At 70.6% G+C, this 22385-nt stretch carries 22 protein-coding genes; 6 read left to right on the forward strand and 16 right to left on the reverse strand.

All coding sequences use genetic code 11. The features are described 5' to 3' along the window. Positions 1-7 precede the first annotated feature (7 nt). Positions 8-1012, reverse strand: a complete 1005-nt coding sequence (locus tag AB0N22_RS07630; RefSeq protein WP_364637769.1) for an aldo/keto reductase family protein — start codon at positions 1010-1012, stop codon at positions 8-10. Between the two features lie 135 nt (positions 1013-1147). On the opposite strand from AB0N22_RS07630, the gene AB0N22_RS07635 reads away from it, so the two are divergent. Next, positions 1148-2428, forward strand: a complete 1281-nt coding sequence (locus AB0N22_RS07635; protein ID WP_364637771.1) for a DUF222 domain-containing protein — start codon at positions 1148-1150, stop codon at positions 2426-2428. A gap of 6 nt (positions 2429-2434) precedes the next feature. On the opposite strand, the gene AB0N22_RS07640 is transcribed toward AB0N22_RS07635, so the two are convergent. After that, the gene (locus AB0N22_RS07640) at positions 2435-3178 is read right to left on the reverse strand and encodes an MBL fold metallo-hydrolase (RefSeq protein WP_364637773.1); all 744 of its coding nucleotides are present in this window, start codon (positions 3176-3178) and stop codon (positions 2435-2437) included. A 71-nt stretch (positions 3179-3249) separates the two neighbouring features. Between AB0N22_RS07640 and AB0N22_RS07645 the strand changes: the two genes are divergently transcribed. Both AB0N22_RS07645 and AB0N22_RS07650 read left to right on the forward strand, forming a co-directional pair. Further along, entirely contained in the window at positions 3250-4305 is a 1056-nt protein-coding gene (locus tag AB0N22_RS07645) for an NAD-dependent epimerase/dehydratase family protein (RefSeq protein ID WP_364637775.1), read from the forward strand. A gap of 53 nt (positions 4306-4358) precedes the next feature. Next, the gene (locus AB0N22_RS07650; protein ID WP_364637777.1) at positions 4359-5102 is read left to right on the forward strand and encodes a UbiA family prenyltransferase; all 744 of its coding nucleotides are present in this window, start codon (positions 4359-4361) and stop codon (positions 5100-5102) included. On the opposite strand, the gene treY is transcribed toward AB0N22_RS07650, so the two are convergent. The 4 genes from treY to AB0N22_RS07670 form a co-directional block, all read right to left on the reverse strand. Then, the gene (gene treY, locus AB0N22_RS07655; protein ID WP_364637779.1) at positions 5092-7365 is read right to left on the reverse strand and encodes a malto-oligosyltrehalose synthase; all 2274 of its coding nucleotides are present in this window, start codon (positions 7363-7365) and stop codon (positions 5092-5094) included. The genes AB0N22_RS07650 and treY overlap by 11 nt on opposite strands. Next, positions 7362-9473: a glycogen debranching protein GlgX gene (gene glgX / locus AB0N22_RS07660; protein WP_364637781.1), complete on the reverse strand. Its 2112-nt coding sequence runs from the start codon at positions 9471-9473 to the stop codon at positions 7362-7364. Before glgX ends, treY begins: the two co-directional genes overlap by 4 nt. A 17-nt stretch (positions 9474-9490) precedes the next feature. Next, entirely contained in the window at positions 9491-11449 is a 1959-nt protein-coding gene (malQ, locus tag AB0N22_RS07665) for a 4-alpha-glucanotransferase (protein ID WP_364637783.1), read from the reverse strand. A 179-nt stretch (positions 11450-11628) separates the two neighbouring features. Further along, positions 11629-12408 (reverse strand): enoyl-CoA hydratase-related protein, encoded by a 780-nt coding sequence (locus AB0N22_RS07670; protein WP_364637785.1) that lies wholly within the window; start codon positions 12406-12408, stop codon positions 11629-11631. A gap of 190 nt (positions 12409-12598) precedes the next feature. Here AB0N22_RS07670 and AB0N22_RS07675 point away from each other — a divergent pair, with 190 nt between their 5' ends. Together AB0N22_RS07675 and AB0N22_RS07680 are read left to right on the forward strand one after the other, a co-directional pair. Next, on the forward strand, positions 12599-12856 hold the full coding sequence (locus tag AB0N22_RS07675) for an HPr family phosphocarrier protein (RefSeq protein ID WP_364637787.1): 258 nt from the start codon (positions 12599-12601) through the stop codon (positions 12854-12856). Between the two features lie 74 nt (positions 12857-12930). After that, positions 12931-13131 carry a DUF6458 family protein gene (locus tag AB0N22_RS07680; protein ID WP_364637789.1) on the forward strand — a complete coding sequence of 67 codons (201 nt, stop codon included), beginning with the start codon at positions 12931-12933 and terminating at the stop codon, positions 13129-13131. On the opposite strand, the gene AB0N22_RS07685 is transcribed toward AB0N22_RS07680, so the two are convergent. From AB0N22_RS07685 to AB0N22_RS07710, 6 genes are all read right to left on the reverse strand, one after another. After that, positions 13079-14344 (reverse strand): MFS transporter, encoded by a 1266-nt coding sequence (locus AB0N22_RS07685; protein WP_364637791.1) that lies wholly within the window; start codon positions 14342-14344, stop codon positions 13079-13081. The genes AB0N22_RS07680 and AB0N22_RS07685 overlap by 53 nt on opposite strands. After that, a complete protein-coding gene (locus tag AB0N22_RS07690) occupies positions 14341-14877 on the reverse strand; it encodes a helix-turn-helix domain-containing protein (RefSeq protein ID WP_364637793.1) in 537 nt (178 codons plus the stop codon). Before AB0N22_RS07690 ends, AB0N22_RS07685 begins: the two co-directional genes overlap by 4 nt. Before the next feature lie 49 nt (positions 14878-14926). Beyond that, positions 14927-16048, reverse strand: a complete 1122-nt coding sequence (locus AB0N22_RS07695) for an S-adenosylmethionine:tRNA ribosyltransferase-isomerase (RefSeq protein ID WP_364637795.1) — start codon at positions 16046-16048, stop codon at positions 14927-14929. A 1-nt stretch (position 16049) separates the two neighbouring features. Continuing rightward, the gene (locus tag AB0N22_RS07700; protein WP_364637797.1) at positions 16050-16736 is read right to left on the reverse strand and encodes an SDR family oxidoreductase; all 687 of its coding nucleotides are present in this window, start codon (positions 16734-16736) and stop codon (positions 16050-16052) included. Positions 16737-16814: 78 nt separating this feature from the next. Next, positions 16815-17225: a hypothetical protein gene (locus AB0N22_RS07705; RefSeq protein ID WP_364637799.1), complete on the reverse strand. Its 411-nt coding sequence runs from the start codon at positions 17223-17225 to the stop codon at positions 16815-16817. 60 nt (positions 17226-17285) lie between these two features. Continuing rightward, positions 17286-17747: a YbaK/EbsC family protein gene (locus AB0N22_RS07710; RefSeq protein ID WP_364637801.1), complete on the reverse strand. Its 462-nt coding sequence runs from the start codon at positions 17745-17747 to the stop codon at positions 17286-17288. A gap of 71 nt (positions 17748-17818) precedes the next feature. Here AB0N22_RS07710 and AB0N22_RS07715 point away from each other — a divergent pair, with 71 nt between their 5' ends. Further along, positions 17819-18679: an NUDIX hydrolase gene (locus tag AB0N22_RS07715; RefSeq protein ID WP_364637803.1), complete on the forward strand. Its 861-nt coding sequence runs from the start codon at positions 17819-17821 to the stop codon at positions 18677-18679. Positions 18680-18809: 130 nt separating this feature from the next. Here the strand turns inward: AB0N22_RS07715 and AB0N22_RS07720 are convergent, their stop codons facing one another. The 4 genes from AB0N22_RS07720 to AB0N22_RS07735 all read right to left on the reverse strand — a co-directional run bounded on the left by AB0N22_RS07720 (position 18810) and on the right by AB0N22_RS07735 (position 22360). Beyond that, positions 18810-19013, reverse strand: a complete 204-nt coding sequence (locus AB0N22_RS07720; RefSeq protein WP_056208020.1) for a cold-shock protein — start codon at positions 19011-19013, stop codon at positions 18810-18812. Positions 19014-19180: 167 nt separating this feature from the next. After that, positions 19181-20134, reverse strand: a complete 954-nt coding sequence (locus AB0N22_RS07725) for a hypothetical protein (RefSeq protein ID WP_364637805.1) — start codon at positions 20132-20134, stop codon at positions 19181-19183. Next, on the reverse strand, positions 20131-21348 hold the full coding sequence (locus AB0N22_RS07730) for a hypothetical protein (RefSeq protein WP_364637807.1): 1218 nt from the start codon (positions 21346-21348) through the stop codon (positions 20131-20133). The genes AB0N22_RS07725 and AB0N22_RS07730 overlap by 4 nt, the downstream gene beginning before the upstream one ends. A 103-nt stretch (positions 21349-21451) precedes the next feature. Continuing rightward, positions 21452-22360, reverse strand: a complete 909-nt coding sequence (locus AB0N22_RS07735) for a tetratricopeptide repeat protein (RefSeq protein ID WP_364637809.1) — start codon at positions 22358-22360, stop codon at positions 21452-21454. Positions 22361-22385 lie beyond the last annotated feature (25 nt).

The following is a 22385-nucleotide window of genomic DNA, read 5'->3' on the forward strand; positions in this document are numbered from 1 at the left end:
CGCCGGCTCAGACGACGCGGGACTCGGGCGACGTGGTCTTCGCCGGATCGGTCTCGGGGAGGTCGCCGAGCGCCTCGTCGACCGCCTTGAGCACGTCGTCGTCGAGCGAGACGCCCGAGGCCTGCGCGTTGGACTCGACCTGCTCAGGCCGAGATGCACCGACGATCGCCGCAGCGACGTTGTCGTTGGCCAGCACCCACGCGACGGCGAGCTGCGCCATCGTGATGCCGAGGTCGTCGGCGATCGGCTGCAGCTTCTGAACGGCGGTCAGCACCTCGTCGTCGAGGAAGCGCTTGATCATGTCGGCGCCGCCCTTCTCGTCGGTGGCGCGGCTACCTTCGGGCGGCGCGGCACCTGGCTTGTACTTGCCGGTGAGCACGCCCTGGGCAATCGGTGACCAGACGATCTGCGAGATGCCGAGCTCCTTGCTGGTGGGGACGACCTCGCCCTCGATGACGCGCCACAGCATGGAGTACTGGGGCTGGTTGGAGATCAGCTGGACGCCGAGCTCCTGGGCCAGCGCATGGCCGGCGCGGATCTGCTCGGCGGTCCACTCACTGACGCCGATGTAGAGCGCCTTGCCGTGCCGGACCACGTCGGCGAACGCCTGCATGGTCTCCTCGAGCGGCGTCTCGTGGTCGTACCGGTGCGCTTGGTAGAGATCCACGTAGTCGGTGCCCAGTCGCTCGAGCGAGCCGTCGATCGACTCCATGATGTGCTTGCGCGACAGGCCGGTGTCGTTGGGTCCGCCAGGGCCGGTCGGCCAGTAGACCTTGGTGAAGATCTCGACCGACGCGCGGCGCTCACCCTTGAGCGCCTCCCCCAGCACCGACTCGGCCTTGGTGTTGGCGTAGACGTCAGCGGTGTCGAACGTCGTGATGCCCGAGTCGAGGGCCGCGCGTACGCACGCGAGTGCCGCGTCGTTCTCGACCTGAGAGCCGTGCGTGAGCCAGTTGCCGTAGATGATTTCGCTGACCTTGAGGCCGCTGTTCCCGAGATATCTGAAGTCCATGATTCGAGCCTAGTGCGGTCATCCTGATCGGCACCTTCGCAGGTTTCCACAGTCCGTTTTTGCGGTCATGGACAGTGTCCGAGGCGTGGTCTAGATTGGGATCAGTCGAACATACGTTCTAGTGATCGGGGGATCATGGTCGCCGAGCTCGTCCCGCAGCCACCACCGCTGGTGGGGTGCCTGGACGTGCTCGAGGAAGTCCTCGATTCGATGGCTGTCGATGCGTACGCCTCGCTGGACCCGGTGCTGCGACGGTCGGCGGCCGAGCGGTTGCGCAGGTTGAAGGCCCGGATCACGGCGCACGAGCTGGCCGCCGTACGGGCGCTGGACGCCGGGCTGGGCGATCGGGCCAGGACCGGTGACCTGCTGGCCCGTGGGTTCGGCCGCGACACCTATGAGGCGAACCGGACCGTGCGGGTGGCCAAGACGCTGTCGTCAGCACCCCGGACGGAGGACGCGCTGGCTGCCGGTGATCTGGCCGAGCCGCAGGCGGCGGTGATCGCCGGCGCGATGGACAACCTGCCCGACGATGTGACTCCCGCCCAGCGCGATGCGTGTGAGACGACGTTGATCGCCGATGCGAAGCGGTTCCCGATCAAGGACCTACGCCAAAGAGCCCTGCGGATCACCGACGTGTTCAAACCACCAGCTGAGGCCGCCGTCGACGAGGACCAAGCCCTGCGGCTACGCGAACGGCGCGCCTGGGGTCGCACCGAGATGTGGATGGTCGACGACCACGACGGCACCTGGCGATTCGCCGGACGCCTGCCCTCGTTGCAGGCCGAGATGCTCAAGACCTCACTCGACGCGATCGCCGCACCCCGCAGGCGCCACCTGACGGCCGAGCAGGAACGCGAGCAGGACGAGCTGACCTACACCCAGAGAATGGGCCGCGCCTTCGCCCACCTGGTCGAGCACCTGCCGGTCGACCAGCTCCCGACCACCGGCGGCACCCCAGCCCTGGTCACCGTCAACATCGACCTCGAGGACCTGAAGTCACAAGCGGCTGCGGCGACCCTGACGACCGGCACCCGGATCAGCCACACCGAGCTGCGCCGCATCGCCTGCAACCAAGGCATCCTGCCCATGGTCCTCAACGGAGCACCGTTGCCCATCGACATGGGCCGGTCCAAACGACTGTTCACCCCCGCCCAAAGGATCGCGATCGCAAACCGCGACCACGGCTGCGTCGCACCCGGATGTGAAGCACCGCCCGGCTGGTGCGAAGCCCACCACTGGCGAACCGACTGGGCCCACGGCGGCACCACCAACATCAACGACGGCACGCTCTTGTGCTCACGACACCACCACCAAGCCCACAACGAGGCATGGCAGTTCCGACAACACACCGACGGCCACATCCAGACCAAGACACCCCACGGCATCTGGCAGACCAACCACCGCTGGCGACCCTGACGCTTGCTAGGCAGCGCCCTCTCTCCACGCCCGTCGGACGGCGTCGGCCACTCCTGCCGTCCAGGGTTCACCATGGCCGGGCAGCACGATGGCGGCGTTCGTCAGCGCCATGACCTCGAGCGACTCGACAGCCCGCTCGCCGTCGTGGGTTCCGGCCCGCGCCACGATGCGCGGGCCGGTGCGCCCCGTGTACGGATCCAAGGTCACCAAGCCGTCGCCGGTGAAGATGACCTCGCGGTCGGGCAGGTGCAGGGCACAGTGTCCGTCGGTGTGACCGGGGGTGGCGATGACGTGGGGGTGCCCCGGCACCTGCAGCATGTCGCCGTCGCCGAACGTCCGTACTCGCGGGACCCCCTTCACCCTCAAGGCACCAGCGGCTGTCATGGCGGCGAGGTGGCGGATCGCTCGAGGATGCTTCAGCGGATAGAGCAGGCGCGGCCGCCCCGGGTGGTAGCCGTACGGGTGCTTGGCGATGCGCAGATCCCCCTCGTGGACCCACACCTCGACACCGTGCTCCCGTTGGGCTCGCGCAGCGAAGCCGAGGTGGTCGAAGTGGGCATGCGTCAGGACGATCGCACTCACGTCTGCCCACGTGTGGCTCGACTCACGCACCGCCTGGTCTGCCAGTGCCCAGGTCCGCGGCAATCCGGCGTCAACGAACGTGAGACCGTCGTCGGCCTCGACGAGATAGCAGTTGGTGGACGCCTGGGTGATGCCGATGACTCCCGGGGCGACGTCGTGCGCGATCATGCGTCGGGAGTACCCGCACGGGCGGGGACCCATGCGGATTGGGCGGCATGACAAGCGGGTATCCCGATCAGATGAAGATCGTCATCGTCGGAGCCTCGGGCAACATCGGCAGCGCGCTCGTCCGGGAGATCAGCAGCTCGGGCCACGAGATCGTCGGCGTTGCCCGACGTGTGCCGGAAGTGACCCCCCGGGCCGAGCACCTCGCGTCCGTCCGGTGGGAGTCGGCCGACATCGCCACGAGCGATCTCGACCCGCTCGTGGCCGGCGCCGACGTGGTCGTTCACCTCGCCTGGCTGTTCCAGCCCAGCCACGACCCGGACCTCACCTGGGCGTCCAACGCGGTCGGCACGCGCCGGCTGCTGGACGCGGCCGGCCGGCAGGGCGTACCGGCCGTCATCGTGAGCTCCTCGGTCGCCGCCTATTCGCCCGGTCAGGGGACCCCTGTCGACGAGGACTGGCCGACCGACGGCCCGTCGAGCGCGGCGTACGCCCGCGAGAAGGCGTACGTCGAACGGCTCCTCGACGTGTTCGAGCTCGAGCACCCCGACACCCGCGTCGTGCGGGTGCGGCCCGCGTTCGTGTTCCAGCGCTCGGCGGCGACGGCACAGCGGCGCCTGTTCGGCGGTCCCCTTCTGCCGGGGCGGCTGCTGGACCCCAAGCTGATCCCGATGCTCCCCGTGCCGACCGGCCTGCAGATGCAGACGGTGCACTCCGGCGACCTGGCCCGTGCCCTCGCCGCGGCGATCGAGCGGCCCGTGCGCGGCGCCTTCAACATCACCACCGACGACGTGCTCGACCGCGATGCTCTCGCCGAGGTGTTCTCGGCCAAGGCCCTCGACGTGCCGGCTGGCGTCGTCCGACACGCCCTCGGAGCGGCGTGGCGGCTGCACCTCGTGCCGGCGCCCGGCAACCTGTTCGACGCGCTGATGCGCCTCCCGGTGATGTCGGCCGAGCGCGCCAAGGCCGAGCTCGACTGGCAGCCGCAACACACGGGCCGCGAGGCCCTCGAGGCGTTCCTGGAAGGCGTACGCCATGGCGCGGGCAGCACCATGCCGCCGCTCGACCCCAAGAGCAGCGGACCGTTGAGGTCCCGCGAGTTCGGCACCGGGATCGGCTCGCGGCCCTGACGTCGACGGCGCAGGCGCTGCTGCGCGCCAGCCATCCCGAGCCCGGCACAGCGGTGACCACGCTGGCCGTGCTGCTGGCGGTCGCGATGGAGGCGACTCCCGCCACCGTGGCCCTGACCGCGATCGCGGCGTTCACCGGCCAGCTCTCCGTCGGCTGGTCCAACGACCTGATCGATCGCGATCGCGACCGGATCGCCGGGCGGACCGACAAGCCCCTCGCGACCGGGGTGCTGAGACCCGAGACCGTGCGGGTGGCGATCGCCCTCGCGCTCGCCGCGACCGCTGTCGCCTCCCTCTCACTCGGTCTCCGGGCCGGGCTGCTGCACCTGGGACTCGTGTCGCTGGGATGGGCCTACAACGGATGGCTCAAGAAGACGGTGGGCTCGTTCCTGCCGTACGCCGTGTGCTTCGGGTGCCTCCCGATCGTCGTCTCGCTCGCTGCCGGTGAGGGCATGTCGCCGGCGTGGATGCCCGTGGCCGGCGCCTTGCTGGGTGTCGGGGCCCACCTCATCAACGCGGTGCCGGACCTGGCGGACGACGAGCGGACCGGGGTGCAAGGACTCCCGCACCGGCTCGGTGCCCGCCGGTCGCTGGATCTCGCAACAGCGCTGATGCTGGCCGGGTCCGCCGCGACAGTCCTGGGGCCCGACCGCAGGATCGATGTCGCCGACGGGCTCACGCTTGCGCTGGTCGTGGGCCTGGCGATCGCCGGTCGGCTGGGCCGCGGACCAGCGGCGTTCCGGGCGGCGTTGGCGATCGCGCTCGTCGACGTCGTCGCGCTGCTGGTCAGGACCTGACGAGCAGGGCGACCGGGAATCGGCTGAGCAGCTCGGCGACCTCGATCGCACCCGCGTCGACGGAGGAGCCGGTGATGACGTCGGTCCACTCCCCCTCGGTCAAGGTCACCGTGGTGTCGCCCCAACCGCCGTCCCGCTCGAGGCCCACGGGCAGGCGCGTGCCGACCACCACGAGGTCCTCGCTCCGCGCGTATGCCAGCGCGTGATCGGCCGCCGAGCCCTCGGCGCGCAGCGGCCGATAGCCCTCGAAGAGCTCAGGCCGGTCCCGGCGCAGGGTCAGCGCGCGGTTGACGACGAACAGCTTGGTTGCCCCGGACACGTCGAGATCGGGCACGAGCCCCTCGTCGAACCGGGCCAGCATCTCCCGTCGCAGACCGTAGTCGACCGGGCGGCGGTTGTCGGGATCGACGAGCGAGAAGTCCCACAGCTCGGTGCCCTGGTAGACGTCGGGCACCCCCGGCGCGGTGAGCTGCACGATCTTCTGGGTCAGCGAGTTGGTCCAGCCAGCCAGCTCGATCCGGCGGACGAACGCCTCGATCTCGTCGCCCAGCTCGGCCCGCGCGCGGGCCGGCCAGCTGACGACCAACTCCTCGAACGCCTCGTCCGGCTCGGTCCAGGTCGTCCGGAGCTTGGACTCCCGTGCGGCCTTGAGCAGGTAGTCGCTGAGCCGCTCATCGCTGATCGGCCAGGCACCCACGATCGTCTGCCAGGCGAGCAGGTTGAGCGAGGGCTCGTCGATGCCGCAGCGCTCGGTCCACGACACCACGGCGTCGCTGAACTCGTCGGCGACCTCGGACAGCACGGCCATGCGGGCCCGGGTGTCCTCCGACCGCTTGGTGTCGTGCGTCGTCAGGCCCGTCATCGTCGTGGGGTGCCCGGCGTCGCGTGCTGCGGCCAGGCGATGGAACTCGTCGATCCCCATGCCCCAGTCGGCAGGTGAGCCGCCGACCTCGTTGAGCGCGGCGAACCGGGTGAAGCGGTAGAACGTGGTGTCCTCGGTGCCCTTGGCGACGACCATGCCCGAGGTCTGCTGGATGCGAGTCGCCAGCTCACCCGCCGGATCGCGGCGCACCTGCTCGTCGAGCGCGGTGAGGGCTGCGTCGAGATCAGGTCGGCGCGAACGCGCCCGGCTGATCGCGTCGCTCCACGTCGACTCCACCTCCGGCAGGTACGACCGGTAGACGCCGAACGCGATCATCGTCTCCGCGACGGCGGCTCGCGCCGCGTCGGTGTCGACGTCCTGCAGGAGACCGGCGATGCGGCGGACCTCGGCGACGAGGATCCGGTCGGTCACGAGCCGTCGCGCCTCCTCCTCGACGGCGGCGTAGTCCGTGGGGACGCCCAGCCGGTCGGCGAGCTTGGTGAACGCCGCCTCGCCGGCCGGGTCGAGCAGGACGCCGAGCACCTCACGCATCGCGTCGTAGCCGGTCGTGCCGTCCACCGGCCAGGTGTCCGGCAGCGGCTCGCCGGGGTGCAGGATCTTCTCGATCACGATCCAGGCGCCAGGAGCCGCCTCGCGCAGGCGTCGGACGTACGCACCCGGGTCGGCGAGCCCGTCGGGGTGGTCGACTCGGAGGCCGGTGACCTCCTCGGCGTTGACCCACACCAGGATCTCGCGGTGCGCGTCGTCGAAGACCTCGGGCCGCTCGACGGTCACCGCCGCGAGCGTCGTGATGTCGAAGAACCGGCGGTAGTTGAGCTCGGTGTTGCCCCGCCGCCAGTCGACGAGCTCGTAGTGCTGCCGGTCGTGGACCTCCTGGGGCGAGCCGTCGCCCGTGCCGGGCGCGATCGGGAAGCGGTGGTCGAAGTACACCAGCTCGTCGCCCTCGACCGTCAGCTTCGCGAGATCGGCCTCGTCGCCGAGCACCGGCACGAGCACCCTGCCCCGTGACCAGTCGATGTCGAAGTGGTTCGCATAGGCAGAACCCGGCCCATCTCGCAGGACGTGCCGCCACCACGGGTTGGCAGCCGGCACCTCGACCGACATGTGGTTGGGCACGATGTCGACGACGACCCCGAGGCCGGCCTCCCGCGCGGCGGCGGTGAGCGAGCGGAAGCCGTCCTCGCCGCCGAGCTCGTCCCGGAGCCGGGTCGGATCCGTGACGTCGTAGCCGTGGGTCGACCCGGGGGTCGCCTCGAGCACCGGGGACAGGTAGACCGCGCCGAGCCCGAGGTCGCGGAGATAGTCCACCACCTCGCGGGCGTCCTCGAAGCCGAACTCGGGCCGCAGCTGCAGGCGGTACGTCGACGCCGGCGTCGTCATGCCGGCACCCGCTGCAGCACGACGAGCGAGCGGGCGCGCACGTTGACGGTGGCACCCGTGTCGAACATGCCGCTGCCCGGCTGCTCGACCACGCCGGTGGCGGTGTCCACGGCGACGGTCCAGGTCCTGCCGTAGTCGCCGTCGGGGAGGGTGAACTCGATGTCCTCGTCGTGGGCGTTGAACGCCAGCAGGAACGAGTCGTCCGTGATGCGTACGCCCCGGACGTCACGGTCCTCGATCGCGTCGCCGTTGAGGAACACCGCGATCGAGCGGCCGAACGCGTCGTCCCAGTTCTGCTCCTTCATCTCCTCGCCCGACGGGGTGAACCAGGCGATGTCACGCAGCTCGTCGGCCTTGCGGATCGGCTTGCCCTGGAAGAACCGGCGACGGCGGAACACGGGGTGGCGACGGCGGAAGGCCGCCAGGGACGAGGTGAACCGCAGGAGGTCCTGCTCGTTCTCCTCCAGGTCCCAGTCGACCCACGCGATGTCGTTGTCCTGGCAGTAGACGTTGTTGTTGCCGCCTTGCGTACGTCCGAGCTCGTCGCCGTGCAGCACCATCGGGACGCCTTGTGACAGCAGCATCGTGGCCATGAGGTTGCGCCGCTGCCGGTGGCGCAGCTCGAGGATGTCCGGGTCGTCCGTCGGGCCCTCAACGCCACAGTTCCAGGAGCGGTTGTCGTCCGCACCGTCGCGGCCGTCCTCGCCGTTGGCCTCGTTGTGCTTGTCGTTGTAGGACACCAGGTCGTTGAGGGTGAACCCGTCGTGCGCCGTGACGAAGTTGATCGAGGCGTACGGCCGGCGGCCGTTGTCCTGGTAGAGGTCCGACGAGCCGGTGATGCGCGAGGCGAACTCGCCGAGCGTCGCCGGCTCGCCGCGCCAGAAGTCACGGACGGTGTCGCGGTAGAGGCCGTTCCACTCGGTCCACTGAGGCGGGAAGTTGCCGACCTGGTAGCCGCCGGGTCCGACGTCCCACGGCTCGGCGATGAGCTTGACCTGGCTGACGACGGGGTCCTGCTGCACGAGCTCGAAGAACGTCGCGAGCTTGTCGACGTCGTAGAACTCGCGCGCCAAGGTCGCGGCGAGGTCGAACCGGAATCCGTCGACGTGCATCTCGGTGACCCAGTAGCGCAGCGAGTCCATGATCAGCTGCAGCGTGTGCGGGTGCCGGACGTTCAGCGAGTTGCCGGTGCCGGTGTAGTCCATGTAGTGCTGCGCGTCGTCGTCGACGAGACGGTAGTAGGCGCAGTTGTCGATGCCGCGCATCGACAACGTCGGACCGAGGTGGTTGCCCTCGGCCGTGTGGTTGTAGACGACGTCCAGGATCACCTCGATGTCGGCCTGGTGGAGGGCGCGGACCATCCCCTTGAACTCCTGCACCTGGCGACCGGGCTGTGAGGCGTACGCGTCGTGGGGCGCGAAGAAGCCGATCGTGTTGTAGCCCCAGTAGTTCGTCAGGTCCTTCTCGCTGAGGTAGTGGTCGGTGAGGAACTGGTGCACCGGCAGCAGCTCGATCGCGGTGACCCCGAGGGACTTGAGGTGCTTGATGATCGCCGGGTGGGCGATCGCGGCGTACGTCCCGCGGAGGCTGTCCGGGATGTCCGGGTGGTTCATCGTGAGGCCCTTGACGTGGGCCTCGTAGATCACCGTCTCGTTGTAGGGCGTCTGCGGCTGGCGGTCGTTCGCCCAGTCGAAGAACGGGTTGACCACCAGCGAGTAGGGCACGTGGCCCGCCGAGTCCGCATCGTTCCGCTCCTCCGGGGTCCCCAGCTCGTACGAGAACAGGGCGGGATCCCAGTCGACCTGGCCCGACATCGCCTTGGCGTAGGGATCGATCAGGAGCTTCTCGGGGTTGCACCGCAGCCCATTCTCCGGCTCGTACGGCCCGTGGACCCGGTAGCCGTAGCGCTGGCCGGGCGCGATGCCGGCCAGGAACCCGTGGTGGACGAAGCCGTCGACCTCCTCGAGCCGGACCCTGGTCTCGGTGCCCTGCTCGTCGAACAGGCACACCTCCACGAAGTCGGCGACCTCGGAGAACAGGGCGAAGTTGGTGCCAGTCCCGTCGTAGGTGGCTCCGAGTGGGTAGGCGGATCCGGGCCAGGGCTGCACGGGCTCTCCTTGCATCGTCATGGGTGAGGTGGTCGGGCGGCCCGCAACGGGGCCACGGCTGCGTGTACCCGTTCGTCGGAGAAGAACTCATCGAGTCCGACCGGAAGCGGGAGCCGCCAGTTGGGGTACTCGTCGACCGTGCCCGGGAGGTTGGGCTGCTGCAGCTGCCCGACCGCATCAGCCGGAGAGCTGAGCACGAGGCGAGACGCCGCTCGGGCGATCACCGCGTGCAGCGCCACGACGGGATCCTCGGCGGGGATGCCCTCGGCCTTGACGAGGTCGAACAGCGCCTCGCGGTCGTTTCCGGCCTGCGCGTACGCCTCGTCCGCCGGTCCGTCGAGCAGTTCGAGGTCGGCCTGCACCCTGATGCGCTCGTCCTGCAGCCAGCCGGTGACGGTCGGCAGGTCGTGGGTGCTGATGCTGGCCATCGTCTCGGGCTCCCAGTCCTGCGGCGGGACGTGCGGCTGACCGGGGGCGTCCCAGTCGCGCTCGAACCACAGCACCGACGAGCTGAGCAGCCCGCGCTCGTGCATCGTCTCGGTCACGACCTCCTCGACCGTGCCGAGGTCCTCGCCGACGACGATCGCTCCGGCACGGTGTGCCTCGAGCGTCAGGACCGCGAGCATGACCTCGGAGTCGTAGTGCACGTACGTCCCACGGTGCGCGGGCTCGCCCGGAGGGATCCACCACAGGCGCCACAGGCCGGCGACGTGGTCGACGCGGATGCCGTCGCCGTGCTGCAGGACGCTTCGGATCACGTCGCGGAACGGCGCGTAGCCGGAATCGGCGAGCTTGTCGGGGCGCCAGGGCGGCAGGCCCCAGTCCTGGCCGAGGGGGTTGAACGCGTCTGCGGGGCAGCCGACTCGCACGTCGGAGGCGAAGGCGTCCTGCAGCGCCCAGGCATCGGCGCCCCCGGGGTGCACGCCGACCGGCAGGTCGTGGACGAGGCCGACCGCCATCCCGGCCTCGTGCGCCGCTGCCCGCGCGGCGTCGAGCTGCTCGCGGCACAGCAGCTGGAGCCAGGTGTGGAAGTCGACGCGATGCGCCAGCGAGGTACGGGCCTCGGCCACCGCCTCACCGCCGGGATCGCGCAGCTCCGCGGGCCAGTCTCGCCAGTCGGCACCGTGCAGCTCTGCGAGGGCCGCCCACGTCGCGTACGCCTCGAGGTCGGGGTCGTCCCGCTTCACGGCGCCCGCGTAGGGGAACAGCAGCTCCAGCGCGGCGAGCTTGGCGGCCCACACCGCGTCGTAGTCGATCAGCTCGGTGTCCCGGTCCGGCAGCAGCGCGAGGACGTCCTCGCGGGTCCGGTCATCCGCGGCGGCAAAGGCCTCGCTCGCGGTGACGCGGAGGTAGAGCGGGTTCGCGAACCTGCGGCTCGACGGCGAGTATGGCGACCGCTCCAGCGGATGCGACGGCATGAACGCCTGGACGGGGTTGACCAGCAGCACACCGGCACCCTGCTCGGAACCGGCGCGACGGGCCATCTCGGCCAGGTCGCCGTAGTCACCCATCCCCCACGACTCCGCGGACCGCAGGGCATACAGCTGCAGCATCCAGCCCCACGTGCGCGGGACCTCCGGCATCCGGGGCGGCGCGACGACGACGGTGACCTCCTGATCGGCCGTGACCAGCCGGTGCCAGCCGAGCGGCAGGTCGGCCGGCAGCTCCTCGTCGACGTCGAGCGCCCTGCCGTCCTCGAGGAGCAGGCGTCCTGCGACGCCGATGGGTCGTCCGGCCCCCTCGGTCACGGCGATCGTCGCGGGCAGGGGTCGGCGGGCTCGATCGGCCTCGACCCGCTGCAGCTCCCGCTCGATCGACGCGGGGTTGCTCGCATCGACGTCCAGCCGGGCGAGGACCGCGACGACGATGTCGTCGTCGACCGTGACCATCTCGCGGTCGGAGCCCTCGTACGACCGGGCGACGCCGTGGGCGGCAGCGAGCCGGCTCAACGCGTCAGAGTCGTGGGGCGTGGCCATACGGTCCAGCATCGTCGGTCAGGTGACCGCTGTTCAAACCGGTGGCCCGGTATGCCGCACGGGTGCGTACGGGCTGAGGCGGGTCGAAGACCGCGAGGCTGCGCGCGGCCAGCAGCCGCGCGATGAGGAGTGTCCTGCGCATGTCCGACCGGTTACCCCGATCCGGAGCCGCGAATCGCTCAGCTGCCGCTGAAGGTCGCCTTGCCCGGCCCGTTCTCGATGAACGAGGTCATGCCGGCCGACTGGTCGTCCGTGCCCCACAGCGCCGCGAACTCCGCCCGCTCGATGTCGAGCCCGGTCTGCAGGTCGACCTCGAGACCGCGGTCGATCGCGTTCTTGGCCGCGCGCAGCGCGATGGCCGGACCGCCCACGAACCGGGCCGCCCACTCGACGGCCTTGGCATGGACCTGGTCGGCGGGGTGGAGCTGGTCGACCAGACCGATCGCGAGCGCCTCGTGGGCGTCGACGAACCGGCCGGTGTAGATCAGGTCCTTGGCCTTGGCCGGGCCGACGAGTCGGGCCAGCCGTTGGGTGCCGCCGGCGCCCGGGATGATGCCGAGCAGGATCTCCGGCTGTCCGAGCTTGGCGTCGTCGGCGGCGAAGCGCACGTCGGTCGACAGGGCGACCTCGCACCCGCCGCCGAGCGCGAATCCCGTGATCGCCGAGACCGTGGGCTTGCCGATGGCGGCGATCGAACGCGTGAACGCCTGCAACAGGTGGGCGTGGCGGGCGATCTCCTGGAACGACATCGCCGCCATCTCCTTGACGTCGGCGCCGGCCGCGAAGACCCGCTCGCCACCGAAGACCACCACCGCGGCGACGTCGTCGCGGCGGTCGGCCTCGGCGCAGGCGTCGACGATCTGCTGCTGCATCTGCGCGTCGAGGGCGTTCATCTTGGGCCGGTCGAGCCGGATCGTGCCCACCCCGTCGCTGACCTCGAGCCGTACGAACTCACCCATCGTGCCTCCAGCCGCGTCGTCGGCGGTCGCTCCCGCCGTTCGCGTCGAGCATAGGACAGCGCCTCGGGCCCCCGACGTGGCCTTGACACCGGCGCGCAGACACGGTCGAATCAACACAAAGCCACACGAACACACGTAACTTCACACCCTACGTTCGTCCGCGGTCATCGCCGCCGAAAGGACCTCCGCCATGCCCTCCAAGAACGTCGTCGTCGGCTCGGCCGTCGGCCTGCACGCCCGCCCCGCAGCGCTGATCGCCCAGGCCGCGGTCGAGGCCGGCGTCCCGGTCACGATCGCCACGCCGGGCGGCACACCCGTCGACGCGGGCTCCGCGATGATGATCATGACCCTCGGCGCGAAGGTCGGCGACGAGGTCGTCGTGGAGAGCGAGGACGCCGCCGCTCTCGACACGATCGCGGGTCTCGTCGAGCAGAACCTCGACGCGTGAGCTGATCGCCGACATGCGGGGTCCGCCGGTCGGCGCTACGGTCGAAAGGTTGCCCCCCAACGAAAGGCGATCACATGTACATCGGTGGATCCATCTTCCTTCTCGCGCTCGGCGCGATCCTCGCCTTCGCCGTGCAGGACCGGCTCGAGGGCGTCGAGCTCACCACGGTCGGCTACATCCTCATGGCGGCAGGTGCCCTCGGCATCGTCGTCAGCCTGATCATCAACGGTCAGCGGACCGAGCGTCGTCGCGACGACCTGCCGCCCCCGCGCTGACCGGCTCCTTCACCAGGAACAGCGGGGCGGCCAGCGCGAGCACGACACCGCCGACGACGATCGCGAGACCTGTCGAGACGCCCGTCGCGACAAGGCCGAGCACGATGGCCCCGAGCGAGCCCGCGGGCTGCATCGCCATGGAGGCCAGCGACAGCACCGTCGCACGGTTCTCCTTGCCGACCTGCTCGTGCAGCAGCGTCTCGTAGATCGCGCCGGCGGCCGAGTGCACGGCGTACGTCGCGAAGAGGCCGAGGATCAGTCCGACCGGGCCGGCGGCCAGCCCCATGCCGACGACCGTGGCTCCCTGCACGAGGCGGAGGGCGACGGACACCCCCGTCATGCTCCAACGCCGCAGCAGCAGTGGCACCATCGCGGCGCCGAGAGCCGAGACGCCCCAGGCGGCGGCCGTGACCGGTCCCATGATCGCCGCGGCCTGGTCGCGGTCGGACAGCAGCTCGGCCAGGCGGATCGGCATGAACGACTCGAACGCGATCATCCCGAAGCCCCAGAACAGCTCGACCGCGACGAGCGCGCGCAGCACCCTGGAGCGCTTGAGGAGCCGCGCGCCGTCGAGCACGACCCGCGGCGTGGCTCGGATCGACCTCAGCACTCCGGCGACGCGCGTCGACCGGTCCTCCTGCATGATCACCGTCGCAACCACGACCTGCACGATCGCGAGCCCGGCGGCGATCCAGTAGGGCAGGGCGAGCGAGCCTTCGCGGCCCAACGGCGCCCAGACGACGAACGCGCCCGAGGCCACGGCACCCACCGCGATCGAGGCACCGACCACGCTCGCGTATCCGGAGAGCCCGCGCGCCACCGTGCCGCTGCGGTCGGACACCGCCGGATCGTCGTGCACCGCGTCGACGAACCACGCGTTCAGGGGGCCGCTGTCCAGCGCACGGAAGACTCCTGCCAATGCGCTGGCGCACACGAAGGCAAGGGGCGAGTGCGCGAGGGCGCTCACGACGTACGAGGCGAGCGCAACGAGAGCGGACGCGACGAAGACCGGCTTGCGGCCGAGCGCGTCGGCGAACCCGCCGGTCGGCAGCTCCAGCAGCAGCACGACGATGCCTTGTGTCGCGGCGACGGCCCCGTACTCCGCGATCGTCAGTCCCCGCTCGAGCGGCAGCAGGGCGGTGACCGGGATGATGAAGCCCGTCGGCAGCCACCTCAGGGCCGACAGCAGCCAGAACCGGCGCCGCAGGCTCATGCGTCCGGTCCCACCGGTCGCGGCAGCGTGACGACGTGCAGCGTGACCCGCTCTGATCCCTTGCGATCGGCATACCGCTGCACGGCAGCGAAGATGTCCTGCTCGAGCGCCTCGAGATCGTCGGGGTCGAGCTCCAACGCGTAGTCGCTGATACCGATACCCGGACGCGGCTCGGTCCACAGCTCGAGCCCCTCGCGCAGGTTCTCCTCCTGGCGCCGGCGCACGGCGTCGAGATACTCCCGGCCCCCGTCGAGACCCGCGAGGGCGGGAGGAAAGGTCGTCAGGTCGTAGAGTGACTTCCAGCGGCGCTCGCGCCCGGACGGCTGCTCGTCGTCGTCCGCGACGAAGCCGAACCGCTCGAGCTGGCGGAGATGGTACGACGTCGACCCGCTCGACTCCCCCAGCTCGCGGGCAAGCTCTGAGGCGGTGGCGGGCCCCTTGCGGCGCAGGGCGCCGAGCAGCTGCATGCGGAGCGGGTGCGAGACGGCCTTGAGCGTCTCGAGATCATCGACGACCTTGCTGCTGAGTGCCATGCCGCCACCCTAGGACCACAAAGAGTTCTTTGCAAATACTTCTTTGCAGTCAGGCAGCCATGACGTTCGCCCGCGCCGGGAGCAGGAGGGCCGAGTCACCGAACTCGTGCCAGTCGTAGCCGTGCGCGACCGCCGCGTCGTACGCCGCCTGGGTGAGCCTTGGCCCTGCAACGGCCTCGACCAGCAGGAGGTGGGAAGCCGCCGGGTCGTGCCAGCCGGTGATGAGACCGTCGACGACCTGCGGCGGTGCCGACCTCGTCACGACCCGGTCGGTCCAGCCCTCCGCAGCCGCGACCCGGGCGCGGCCGGCCGCACCGCGCACCGCTGACTCCAGGGCCCGGGTGACGGTCGTCCCGACCGCGATGATGCGCCCTCCCCCGGCCTTGGTGGCATTGACGAGCCGCGCCGTCGACTCGCTGACCTCGAACCACTCGGGCTGCGGCGCCTCGCCGGCTTCCTGCGACGACACACCGGTGTGCAGCACGATCGGGGCGATGGCGATGCCTCGCGACACCAGACGCGTCACCACGTCCGGCGTGAACGGTCGCGCCGCGCTCGGCATCTCCGCGCTGCCGGGAGTCGTGCCGAAGATCGTGCGGTACGCCTCGATCGGGTAGCGGCGGTCGAGGTAGCCGTACGCGATGGGGCGCCCGGCACGGCCGAGCAGCGCAGGCAGCCCGGACTCCCCCGCGAACGCTGCGCGCCACAACCGGTTGCCGGTCCCGGTCGGCGAGGACTCCTCGCGCGGGTAGGGCTCGAGCAACGTCAGCGCCGCGGGCTCGCCGACGCCGGTCAGCGTCACGACCTGCCCCGTCGCGGCATCGAGGACGGCACGGGACGCGTCCGGCGCCGTACGCAGCTCGATGACCCAGGTGCCGTCGCGCAGGTCGGTGGCGACGTGCACGACCACCTGGCCGCTCACGGGTCCGTCGCCCGTGAGCAGCCCGTCGACCTCACCCGCCACGGTCTGCGAGGCGTTGACGACCACGAGGTCTCCCGGATCGAGGTGGTCGGAGACATCGCCGAAGCGGGCGTGCGTCAGCCCCTCGCCGTCGGCCACCAGCAGGCGTACGTCGTCACGGCGCAGGCCACGCGCCTCGGCCGGCGACGGAGCGGTGCGGTCGCCGGGTGGGTCGAACCTCGTCAGCGGCGCGATGTCGATCGTGCTCATGTCAGGCCCTCGCGCTCGCCGGGACGAGATCGGACGCGCGGTAGCGCCCGCTCGGAGGCCGACGGTCGATCAGCGCGAGGAAGCCCGGCACGACGCTCTCGGGCAGCGGCCGGTCCGAGATGTCCTCTCCGGGGAAGGCGTCCTGGTGCATCTGCGTACGCATGTCGCCGGGGTCGACCGTCCACCACCGGACGTCGGGGTCCTCGGCCGCGAGCGTCAGGGTCAGGTGCTCCAGCGCGGCCTTGCTGGCGGCGTACGCGCCCCAGGTCTCGTAGTGCTCCACCGCGGCGTCCGAGGTGACGTTGACGACGGCCGAACCGACGAGCAGGGACCCCCGTAAAGCGCGGATCAGGGCCATCGGGGCGACGACGTTGGTCTCCCACACGTCCCGCAGGACCTGCTCCGGCAACCGGGTGAGTGGCACGAGCGGGGTGGCGCCGAGGGTGCTCGCGTTGTTGACGAGCAGGTCGAGCCCGTCCGGCACCGCCGCGAGCAGGGCGGCGCGGTGCCAGGCATCGGTCACGTCGCCGGCCACGGCGACGGCGCTGGGGCCGAGCTCGCGGGCCGCGGCCCGGACGCGTCCCTCGTCCCGCCCCGTGATGACGACGTCCCAGTCGCGGGCGACGAGGCCGGCAGCGAGCGCGCGGCCGAGACCGGCCGACCCGCCGGTGATGAGTGCTCGGGGCATGAGGTGCTCCTTGGTGGTGTCCGATGGTTCGGGCACCAGCCAACAACCTCAACCTAAGTTGAGGTCAACCCCTCTCGGTCAGCTGACCTTGCCGGTGAGCACGCAGTAGGTGAAGAAGATGACGCCCAGGAGCAGGCCCACGTGCCCCAGGATCGAGAGGTAGGGGCCCTCGGCCCACGTGTCGTCGACCGCAGGGGCAGCATGCCGCCCCGCGCCCGGCAGCCATCGCGCGAGGATGAGGATCCCGACGACGACCTCGAACCACCACACCACCAGGGCGGCGATGCCGACCACGTCGCTCGGCGAGGTCAAGTAGTAGCCCCACACCGCCAGGGCCGTGACACCCAGGATCGTGTGCGCGTTGAGGATCGATCCGGGGATCTGGGCATGGCCTGGCTGGCGCCCCGTGGCGGACAGGCGCATCCGCGTCAGGAGGACGACGACAGCGGCCAGGGCCGTCAGCATCCAGAGCACGTTCTCGAGTTCCACGCAGGCATCGTGGCACACGCCGCGGTTCACGGACACGGCGATGACGTCACTCGGCCGGCGTCACCGTGGTTCGGAGACGTCCGCGCGCTGCGCCCCGAGCGCCCGGACGAGGTCGGCTGCGTCGACCGTGAGGCCCACTCCGTGGGCCCCGCCGCCCAGCGAGATCGTGCCCGCGACGCGCTCGTCGACGACCACCGGCCAGGCACGGAGGGAGCCGAAGGGGGTGATCGTGCCACGCTCGTAGCCCGTGACCTCGAGCGCGATCGCGGCGTCGGGCATCGACAGCCGCGAGACGCCGAGCAGGGCCCGCAGCTTGGGCCACGAGATCGTCCGGTCGCCCGGCACCAGCACGAACAGGTAGTCCTCGTCGGACCGGCGCACCACCAGGCTCTTGACGAGCTGCCGGGGCTCGACGCCTCGCGCGGCGGCGGCCTCGGCGAGCGAGCCCACCGGCCCGTGCCGTGTCACCTCGTACGGTATGCCGGTCGCCTCGACAGCTGCCACGGCCCGGTTCTCGCTCACCCCACGAGCGTACGACGCCGAGCCCACGCCGTGGCCGAGCCGTCGTCGCGACGGGTCGGTAGCCTGAACGCGTGACCGAGACCCTCCGCGACGGCGACCTCGTGCTCGAACCCACCTCAGGCTCCGAGGAGTTCACCGGCTTCGCCGTGCTGGTCGGTGGCGAGCGGGTCGGCACGGTGGCGCTGCGTGGCGAGGACGGCCGTACGGCGTCGATCCGCTGGAACGCCGGCACCGACAACATCCCTGTCGCCGTGCGCGCGCTGCGGCTCGCCCTGGCGCATGCGTTCGACGACCTCGGCATGACCCGTGTCGAGGCCCGGGTGCCGCTCGAGCGCCTCGCCGACGTACGCGCCGCCTCGATCGCCGGCATGCGGCGTGAGGGCGTGCTCCGCGGAGCGGGCGACGACCCCGATCGGGCCCTCTTGGCACGCATCGCCGACGACCCGGAGCCCAACAGCCGCGACGGGTTCATCGCGATCCTCAACGCCGGCCTGCCGACCAAGCGGGTCATCAGCCAGGGCTTGCTGCGCGACGAGCTGGGTCGGGTGCTGCTGTGCGAGCTGACCTACAAGCGGGAGTGGGACCTGCCCGGCGGCGTCGTCGAGGTCGGCGAGGCGCCGTCGATCGGACTGGTCCGCGAGCTCGAGGAGGAGCTCGGCATCACGGTCGAGGTCCGGGACCTCATCACGGTCAACTGGCTGCCCGCGTGGCGCGGCTGGGACGACGCGTGCATCTTCTTGTTCGACCTCGGCGTCGTCGACAGCTCGATCACCGACGGGATGACGCTGCAGCCGACGGAGATCAAGTCCGTGCGGTGGTGCGACCCGGAGACCGTACGCACCCACGCCGCCGCAGCTGCGATCGAGCTGCTCGAGGCGGTCGAGGCCGGCTCGTTGCCGACCTACCGCGAAGCGCCCAAGGCCGCCGAGTAGCCGCCCGCTGGGAGTGACCTTCCGGTCGGGCGGCTCCGGCGTGTCGCGACCGGAACGTCACGCCCAGCCCGCCCGGGCATGACGAAAGCCCCGGAGCGTGCTCCGGGGCTTTCGTAGGCGTTACTTCAGATCAGAGGGGACGGATGTTCGTCGCCTGCAGACCCTTCTGGCCCTGCTCGACGTCGAACTCGACCTTCTGGTTCTCGTCGAGCGAGCGGTAGCCGCTCGTCGCGATGGCGCTGAAGTGCGCAAAGACGTCTTCGCTGCCGTCGTCGGGGGCGATGAATCCAAAGCCCTTGTCAGCGTTGAACCACTTGACGGTTCCTGTAGCCATGTTGTTTCTCCTCTTTGGCGAGTGTCGCTCACGCCTTTCGCGAGCGACTGTCGCGACACACATCCAACCTGCGAGAAGAACTAGCTACCTTGCGGAACTCGATCAGCCGTAGAATCCAACGTCGTGCAACCCGACCATCGTAGCGGGTCAGGCCCCCGGTTCGCATCTCACTGCGAGTCGGCACTCACGACGCCGCCGTACTGGCCGATCGCGCGCGGCTTCCCGCTGCCGCCCGGGATGTACATCAGGACCTGGTGGAAGTAGCGCAGCTTGCCGGCGCTGGAGATGCCCGACGACAGGAAGGCCTGCTGCGGCGTGCCCTCGGGCCAGCTGACCGTGAGACCGTCCTTCACCTCGTACGTGTCGAGCCGCAGGAGCGTGACGAACGCCAGCGCTCCCCCGTCGGTCGTCCTCAGGACGTACTTCACGGGGTCGCTGCCCCACGACTGGGCGAACGTGACGCCGTCGAGCTTCGCGTTGGTCTCGGCCGTCGCCCGCATCTGCTTGATGAAGGAGTCGTCGGCGACCTTGCCCGCCTCGGGTGACGCGGCGTCGGCGAGCGACGTGGCGTACGCCTTCGCGGCTGCGGTGGCCGACATGGACATGCCGACCCCGTCGTCCGGCTTGACCGTCAAGGCGCGGCCGCCCTCACGCCGGATGGCGGGTATGGGGGTGTCGGCGAGCGTCTCGGGGCTGGCGACCAGGAGCCAGGGCTCCACGGCGGTCTCGCGCTCGAAGATCTGGACCCGGTTGACGCCGGCCTTGACGTCTCGCACGACCGCGAAGAACCACAGGGGGTACTTCGTGAACCGCGGGGTCTGCACGTCGGTGACGTCGACCGACGCGGTGTCCTGCTTCTGCGTCGTCGCGAGCCGCTGCGAGACCTCGAACGATCCGGTGTCGATCGCGAGGACGGGCCCGCTCTCGACGATCGACAGCGGCTTGGCGTCGAGCAGCTCGATCGCGGTGTTGCGCACGGTGCGGTAGCGGTTGAAGACCGCGGTGACCTCGGCCTCCCGCGCCGCGGTCTTCTCGACCGTGGCGTCACCGCGTTCGTGCGGGACCGCGCACGCCGACAGCGCCAGCGCGGTGACGACGAGGAGCAGCACGAGACGCTTCACGACTCCTCCTCCTCGTCCACGACCTCGAACTCCGCGAGCTCGTCCTCGCTCACCTCGTGCTCCACACCGTCCTCGTCGACGTAGACGTAGACCACCCGCTCGTCCGACGGCTCGGGGTCAGGCGTGGGATCCGGCTCAGGCTCGGGCTCAGGTTCAGGTTCAGGTTCAGGTTCAGGCTCGGGCTCGGGCTCCGGCTCCGGCTCCGGCTCCGGCTCAGGTTCCGGCACAGGCTCCGGCTCCGGCTCCGGCTCCGGCTCGGCCTCCGGCTCCGGCTCCGGCTCGGGCGTGGGACCCGGTACGGGCTCCGGCTCGGCACCGGCCGCGATCTCGGCTGCCGTCAGGACCCCGGGGATCCGTGGCGCGACCGGCTCGACGGCGTCCGCGACCTCCGAGGCGGAGTCGGGCCCAGCCTCCTCGGCCCCCTCGGCCTCCTCCTCGGGCTGCGGCTCCGACGAATGGTCCGAGACGTCGACGACCTCGACCGACTCCTCGACGACGTCGTAGGCCGCGGCCTCCTCGGCCGACATCTCGTGCTCGACGCCGTCCTCGTCGACGTACACGTAGACCACCTGCTCCTCGATGAGCGTGCCTTCCTCGTCGCTGGGCTCGGTCGTCCACCAGGCGCCTTCGCGGCGCAGGGACAGTCCGAACCAGACCGCGGCGATCCCCAGCAGCAGCAGCGAGACGCCCTTGTAGAACCCGCCCTTGATCCCGTACGCCAACGTGATCTCGACCCCGGAGAGGTTGGTCGAGCCGACCGCGAGCACGACCGCCGAGACCGTCTCGTCGGGCAGCTCCGTGCTGACGCTGGCCCCGCCGCGACCGGCCGACTGGACGATCCACCAGTCCAGAGCGGTCGGTGCGCCGGGCAGGTTGACCTGGCCCTTGACCTCCCGCGTGCTGACGTCCCACGGCCGCTGGTAGCCGGTGACCTCGAGCCTCCGGGTCTTGCCGACATAGCTCTGCACGTCGACGCTGTTGGCGATGCCGACGAAGACCGGCTTGCTGACCGGCACCTCGGCGCGCAGGTCGACCTGGACGTCGGCCCACGAGATGACCTTGGGCGCCGTGACGATCGCGATGCCGTCGGTCTCGATGGGGTGCGGCCCCGTCGAGAAGCGACTGTCCGGTCCCAGCACGATCATGACGGCCAGCCCGAGGAGCGCGACGAGGACACCGAGCACGGACAGTGCCCAGCCCAACGTCTTGCGCATCTCACACTCCCTCTCGGCCGCCGACGACTGACGCCGCCGTGAGCCTATCGGGGATCGAGCCCACCGCCCGGCAGGTTGCCCGGTGCCGGGCCCGCCGAGTCGGTCAGAACAGCGCCGAGGCCAGAGCGCGACGGGCCGTGGCGACACGGGGATCTGCCACGCCGACGACCGTGAACAGGTCGAGGAGCCGCTGCCGCACGCGCTCGCGGTCGTCGCCGGAGGTCCGCTTCACGAGCTGGATCAACCGGTCGAACGCGTCGTCGACGTGGCCGCCGCTGACGTCGAGATCGGCCACCAGCATCTGCGCGTCGAGATCGTCGGGCGCATCGGCCGCGGCCTTGCGCGCGGCCTGCAGGTCGGCACCCTGGGTGCGGGCCAGGAGCTTGACACCGGCGAGGCGCTCGGAGACCTCGGAGTCGGCCGGGTACTGCGCCTGGATCTTCTCGTACTCGGCGACGGCGGTGTCGAAGTCGCCAGCGGCGAAGGCCTCGTCCGCAGCAGCGAACCTGGGGTCCTCGGGTTCTTCGGCGTCATCCGCCGACGCGGACGCCTCACCCGTCGGCTGGGCGCGACCCGTCACCCCGTTCTGGGCCGCGACGTTGACGAGCTCGTCGAAGTAGCGGCGCGCCTCGGCCTCGTCGACGGTGCCCTGGAACAGCGGGACGGGCTGGCCCTTGACGAGACCCACGACGAGCGGGACGGCCTGGGCCTGGAGCGCCTGGGCGATCGCGGGATTGGCGTCGATGTCGACCTGCGCCAGGACGATCTGGCCCGCGTACTGGGAGATCACGGCGCCGAGCATCGCGTTGAAGCTCTCGCTCTGCGGAGAGCGCGGCGACCACAGGCTCAGGACGACCACGTGGTTCATCGAGGCCTGCAGCGCCTCGGTCTGGAAGTTCTGCTCGGTGATGTCGACGACGTACGACCCACCGCCTGCGGCCGGCTGACCCGGGCGGGCTGCCGGCTGCTTCAGCGCGGAGAGGTCGATGGCGCCGGGGCGCGAGAAGTTCATGCGCCCAGTGTATGAACCGCCGCGA

Source organism: Aeromicrobium sp. NPDC092404 (assembly GCF_040684095.1).
Lineage (GTDB): Bacteria > Actinomycetota > Actinomycetes > Propionibacteriales > Nocardioidaceae > Aeromicrobium.